7 protein-coding genes and 1 pseudogene are annotated in these 5,116 nt (G+C 67.0%); 3 read left to right on the top strand and 5 right to left on the bottom strand.

Going from position 1 to position 5,116, the window contains the following annotated elements; all coding sequences use genetic code 11:
• The 4 genes and pseudogenes from ACGWYJ_RS38510 to ACGWYJ_RS38495 all read right to left on the bottom strand — a co-directional run.
• Window positions 1-178, bottom strand: a 178-nt coding sequence (locus ACGWYJ_RS38510) for a multiprotein-bridging factor 1 family protein (RefSeq protein ID WP_395111611.1), incomplete at its 3' end; no start/stop codon positions are given.
• A 174-nt stretch (window positions 179-352) separates the two neighbouring features.
• Window positions 353-598 carry a hypothetical protein gene (locus tag ACGWYJ_RS38505; protein ID WP_395111610.1) on the bottom strand — a complete coding sequence of 82 codons (246 nt, stop codon included), beginning with the start codon at window positions 596-598 and terminating at the stop codon, window positions 353-355.
• Window positions 595-897, bottom strand: a complete 303-nt coding sequence (locus ACGWYJ_RS38500; protein WP_395111608.1) for a DUF6247 family protein — start codon at window positions 895-897, stop codon at window positions 595-597. The genes ACGWYJ_RS38505 and ACGWYJ_RS38500 overlap by 4 nt, the downstream gene beginning before the upstream one ends.
• Before the next feature lie 268 nt (window positions 898-1,165).
• Window positions 1,166-1,961 (bottom strand): annotated as a pseudogene (locus ACGWYJ_RS38495) (IS5 family transposase).
• 301 nt (window positions 1,962-2,262) lie between these two features.
• Here ACGWYJ_RS38495 and ACGWYJ_RS38490 point away from each other — a divergent pair.
• The 3 genes from ACGWYJ_RS38490 (at window position 2,263) to ACGWYJ_RS38480 (ending at window position 4,063) form a co-directional block, all read left to right on the top strand.
• Window positions 2,263-2,592, top strand: a complete 330-nt coding sequence (locus tag ACGWYJ_RS38490; RefSeq protein ID WP_395111606.1) for a DUF6247 family protein — start codon at window positions 2,263-2,265, stop codon at window positions 2,590-2,592.
• A gap of 196 nt (window positions 2,593-2,788) precedes the next feature.
• Window positions 2,789-2,917, top strand: coding sequence for a hypothetical protein (locus tag ACGWYJ_RS38485; RefSeq protein WP_395111605.1), 129 nt, complete (start codon window positions 2,789-2,791; stop codon window positions 2,915-2,917).
• 333 nt (window positions 2,918-3,250) lie between these two features.
• Window positions 3,251-4,063: an inositol monophosphatase family protein gene (locus tag ACGWYJ_RS38480; protein ID WP_395111604.1), complete on the top strand. Its 813-nt coding sequence runs from the start codon at window positions 3,251-3,253 to the stop codon at window positions 4,061-4,063.
• A gap of 282 nt (window positions 4,064-4,345) precedes the next feature.
• Here the strand turns inward: ACGWYJ_RS38480 and ACGWYJ_RS38475 are convergent, their stop codons facing one another.
• On the bottom strand, window positions 4,346-4,576 hold the full coding sequence (locus ACGWYJ_RS38475; RefSeq protein WP_395111602.1) for a hypothetical protein: 231 nt from the start codon (window positions 4,574-4,576) through the stop codon (window positions 4,346-4,348).
• Window positions 4,577-5,116: the final 540 nt, after the last annotated feature.

The raw sequence follows: 5,116 nt of genomic DNA, 5'->3' as shown, positions 1-5,116 counted from the left end.
CCTTCTCGATCTCGCTGATGAGGCTCAGCGACACACCACACGCTTGCGCGAGCGCGGTCTTGGTCAAGCCCGCCTGTTTGCGTGCGTATGTCACAGCCTCAGGTTCGTGATCCAACGGAGATCGAGGCAGACCGTGGGTCGAGCTACGCGACTGTCGCCCTGGCTCCGGGCCCGTCATGCCTGTTGCCTCCGTGATCCTTTCGCTGGGTGTGGGGTGGCTGGTGCTTCCGGGTGCGCCTTTCATGGCGGTGAGCCTGCCGAACTGAGCCATCTCTGGGAGGCGCCGACCAAGAGGCCAAGGAGGGGCCAGACCTGGAACCAAGTCGCTCGGCAAGGTTCGGACTTGCCTGGGTCAGCCCGTCCAAGTGATGTCGAAGACGCGGATGATCTCCAGTGCGTCGTCGACGTAGAAGGCGACCAGGCCGAAGGTGCCGAAGATGGCTTGGCGGAACTCAGGTTCGTTGGTGTAGATCGCCATGGCGTCCCAGGGGCGTTCGGCGACGTCGGCGAGCTTGGAGACCAGGGCGTCGAAGGCGTCGCTCGGTAGGCCGGAGATCTGGGCGAGGGCGGTTGCGTGTAGTTCGACGCGGTAGCTCAACGAGCGCCGTCCGTGCGCTCGGACCAGCCGGGGATTGCCTCGCTGGCGGGCACGAAGGCGGCTGGGTCGCCGGTGCGTGCTTGCTCGGCCCGTTGTGTGAAGTCTGGGCGGGCGTAGGCGACGGCTCGCATGTGCCACAGCCGTAGGACGTCCTGGAGTTGCCGGTAGCGCCAGAGTTCGTGTGCGGCGTCGAGGGCGCTGCGGTAGTCGCGGATGAAGCGGTCCCGCTGGTCGTGGGGGAGCCGGCGAAGGATGTCTTCCGGGTCGAGGGGACCGTGATCGAGTGGTTCAGCCGTCACGCCGCCCTCCTCTGCTTGGCCGTCGTCTTGCGCCGGGACTCGTCCTACCCAGTCTATGACTCTCGGCCGTCGGGGCATGGGACGATGAGGCAGGCTCAGGCTGGGCGAAGAGGAGCGGTGCCGCGCCGACCGGAAGCCCGCCGGGGGCCTGTGGGCGGCGTTTCAGGGCTGTGCCGAATACGGGCCAAAGTTTGGGCTCACGGCTGGGAAGTTGCAGGTCAGAGCGGTTCGACGGTGGGACTGTAAATCCGTCGGCTTAGACGTCATCTCATTTGGTGAGTCGGCGGTGACAGATCAAGGTGGCGGCAATGGCGACGAAGGCCAGGAAGTGCTCGGGCTTGCGCTCGTAGCGGCGGTGCAGCCGCCGGCAGCCGCTCATCCAGGACACCGTGCGTTCCACTACCCAGCGGTGCCGCCCTAGCCGGTCGGAGGACTCGATGCCGCGGCGGCGATGCGCGGGGTGATACCCCGTTCCCGCAGCCAGCGCCGCAGGTCGGCGTAGTCATAGCCCTTGTCCCCGTGCAGCTTGCCGGGCCGTCGTCGGCGCGGCCCACGCCGAAAACGGATCGGCGCGATGCCCCGCACCAGCGGCTCCAGCGCGAGCTTGTCATGGGTGTTGGCCGCCGAGATCCCGACAGACAACGGCAGCCCGGCACGATCGACCAGCAGATGGATCTTCGACCCACGTTTGCCGCGGTCGACAGGATTCGGGCCTGTCAGCTCCCCCCTTTGCTCGCACGGACGCTGACCGAGTCGATCGCGCACCGCGACCAGTCCAGCTCACCGCCCGCGCCCAGCTCGTCCAAGACGAGCCGGTGCAGCTAGGCCCATACCCGCGCGGCGCTCCACTCGGTGAAACGCCGGTGCGCGGTGGGACCCGACGGCCCCAACACCGGCGGCAGCTGCTGCCAGGTGCAGCCGGTGGTGGCCACGAAGATGATCGCCGCGAGCACCTCACGATCCCCATGCCGACGCCGACCACCACCCTGCGGCCGCGTCGGAGCGGGCGGCACCACCCGCTGGAACAACTCCCACAACTCCTCGGGCACCAGCCGCTCGACCATCTCCACAGCCGGAGGCTACCGCTTCAAATCCAAATGAGATGACCTCTTAGCCTACCCAGGTTCGAATCCTGGACCCGCCACACCGGCACAAACAGCCCTTGACCAGGCATGACGTGGTCAAGGGCTGTTCTCTTCGGTCCGGCCGTCTCTGATCGTTAACGGCCCTCTACGGCCCTCTACGGCCGTCTGTGCCGAATACTTGCCGAAGGTCGAGACGCTTCCTTGGAGCCTATTCAGAAGGACGCTCACCGCGTGGCTCTCTAGGCGCGTCTATGCCAGGTATGGCGGAGGAGGGCCTGCGATGACGGCGCAACCAGACGAAAGGCCAGGCGGCACACCGTTGCCGGACAAGAGCCTGCGTGCCATCCGGGCCGCCCTGGTGGTGCCGCAGGACCGTGAGGCGTTCGACTCCGGACTCAAGGCCGTGCTCGACGAGGTCCGAGTCAGCCTTGACCTAGGTGTGCTGAACGACTTCGTCCACCGCTGGTGGCTGTCAGCGTGCGACTCGGTCATCGACCCCGAGGGACGCCGTCAGATGCACGCCAGAGCCGAGCAGATCCAGGCCGGGGAAGCCGTACCCCAGGGGCGGCCATGGCGTGACATTCTCGCCGAGCGAGAGGCCGAGCGGTAGTTGTACCAGCTCATCACCGACCCGACCGCCGAAGAGCAGATAGCAGCCCTCCCCAGCGAGGCCCTCAGGCCCTTGGCCGAGCTGTTCACCCTGCTGGAGACGGCTCCATGGAGCGGACTCCCCGGACCTGCCGGGCTTCGTCCCCAGAGCGGTGAGGGGCGCGTCGTCCGGCTCGTCGATCTGACAGGGAGCGTGGATGGTTAGCAAGCGCGGGCGCAGGATCGGCATCGCCGGGGCGCCGATCACCGGCAGCCCGTCCGGCACGTCGGCCGGCACGTCGGCGGGACGGCCCACGGCGCCGCCGGGCGCCTCGGCCACCACGTAGTGACGGGTGTGGGGCTGGTCGGCCAGCTCAGCCCTTCGACGCCGCCAACCCCAGAGGTACATGCTCACGCATGCCTTCGGCGAGTAGGGCTTGGCGACCTACCTCGTCCTGAAAGAGCAGCGCGAGGTGTACCTCCTCCGCGTCTCGTGGCTGTGAAACCTGCGTCTGAGCCCCAAACATGCATAAACGACCCCTGACCAGTTGAACCAGGTCAGGGGGCCGCTCGGGCGCTATTGCGCCAGCATTCCCGGTCGAGCGCGATGCGAGGGGTACTGGACTGGGTGGGACGTTCGAGGAGATCTTCAGCACGCTATGAGAGCGAGGACGGATCGTATGACTGACGCACCCGCGGCTCTGCTCCCTGCCGCCCTCAAGGCCGCAGAGATAGCGAGCGAACTGGTGCGCACGCGCGTTCCCGGCCTGCTCACCGCCAAGGGTGACCGGGACATGGCCAGCGAAGTCGACTACGCGGTAGAACGCGCCGTCCGGGACTACCTCAAAGAGCGAACGCCCGATATCGCCGTACTAGGCGAGGAAGAGGGGATCAGCGGGGACGCCACCGGCGAACTTCTGTGGGCCGTCGACCCAGTGGACGGCACTGCCAACTTCGTTCGCAACATCCCGCTCTGCGGTATCTCGATCGGCTTGATCGCGAGAGGCCGCCCCATCGTGGGCGTCATCGATCTGCCCTTCCTGGGCGCGCGCTACCACGCCGCCCAGCACATCGGCGCTCACCTCGGGGACCGCCGCATCCGTGCCAGCATGACCACCGACCTGAAGGACGCGATCGTCGCCATAGGCGACTACGCCGTAGGCGAGGGCGCCGAAGCCGAGAACCGCCGACGCATCGCGCTCACCGAACACCTCGCCGCCAACGTCCAGCGAGTGCGGATGCTCGGCACGGTCGCCATCGATCTAGCGTGGGTCGCGGAGGGCAAGCTGGACGCCAGCATCACCCTGTCCAACAAACCCTGGGACATGGCGGCCGGCATCGTCATTGCCCGCGAGGCCGGAGCCAACGTGATCGACCAGGACGGCACGGACCACACATTCAACTCCTCCGCCACCATCGCCGCCGCCCCTGCGCTCACCCGGGACCTCGCCGCGCTACTCCACGACGCTAACCAACGGTTTACGGCGGATTAGCTGTCCAGGACCAGGGCGTAGCGCAGCGGTACCGCCGCGGATCTTGTACGAGCCACGTTGCGCAACTTGGCTCGATGCGATCGAGGAGTGGCGGCGCTCGGGCCCCCGCGCCTGGCCACGCGGAACGTGCGGGGTGGGCGCCGGTCACCGGACGGCCGCGAAGCTGGTGGGCCGGGCGATGAAGATCGGTGCGGTGGGCCTGACCTATTCAGCGGCGTCGTAGGTGCTGATCAGTAGAGGGCAGCCGGTGATTCACGTTCTGACGTCACTGCGGGTGTGCGGTCACCGCCGCCAGCGATCCTCAAAATCACGCCGCAGCGCCCGGTCGTTGAACCACTCGGCCAGCCAGCGGTACCCGAACCCCGCCACGATGATGCCTGCACCGGCGAGCACCCCAACCCAGCTCAGGGCCACGGCGCCCATCACCAGCACCAGCAGGCCCCCGCCCATGGCGATCCAGGCAAGGATGATCGCGCGCTCTATAAAAGCCTGTATGGCGCCATATCTGCTCACTGTGACCTCCCGTCACACTGGGACGCACGTCCCGGCCCACCGGTTCTCGGCAAGGCCAGGGTCCTCCAGTTCATGCAGCCACCGGAAAGGATGACCTCGGCCATGAAGCGCACCGCATTGGCCGGGTCCTGTGTCGCCGCCAGGATCGATAGCGCCAAGCCGCCTTGTTGATCCCGAGTGCGTCGACTATGTCCCTGGCCTCTTGGGTGAGCAGCCTTCTGATCCCGCAGGTGGGTGCTACCCGCACCCCCTGGGTGGTCATCGGTTCACACATGGGATGCCCACCACAGGGTGTGCACGGCGAGCCCCCCGTCCGCCCGTGGTGGTCACCACCTCGGTCAAGCCCGGCCTCCGATCCGGTACGCGCCAAATGCGAAGCCCCCATCCGCTTCTAACCGAGCCGTCGCGCTTAAGTCAAGGCCACGGCCACGTGTGGATTTCGTGGTCTTAATGTCTCGGGGCTTTTGTGCGGGCGTCCTTTGGTCTTGGGAGTTCGGCTTGGTCGGTTACGGGTTTCGGGTGACCTCGTGGCCGGCGGTC

This window comes from Actinomadura sp. SCN-SB, from assembly GCF_043906805.1.
In the GTDB taxonomy this organism is placed as follows: domain Bacteria; phylum Actinomycetota; class Actinomycetes; order Streptosporangiales; family Streptosporangiaceae; genus Spirillospora.
Note: the sequence above shows the minus strand (reverse complement) of the source record. Positions and strands in the feature narration are given on the sequence as shown.

Coding starts and splice junctions, on each gene's coding strand:
- ACGWYJ_RS38490 (WP_395111606.1), top strand. CDS start 2,263: ATGACGGCGCAACCAGACGAAAGGCCAGGCGGCACACCGTTGCCGGAC.
- ACGWYJ_RS38485 (WP_395111605.1), top strand. CDS start 2,789: ATGGTTAGCAAGCGCGGGCGCAGGATCGGCATCGCCGGGGCGCCGATC.
- ACGWYJ_RS38480 (WP_395111604.1), top strand. CDS start 3,251: ATGACTGACGCACCCGCGGCTCTGCTCCCTGCCGCCCTCAAGGCCGCA.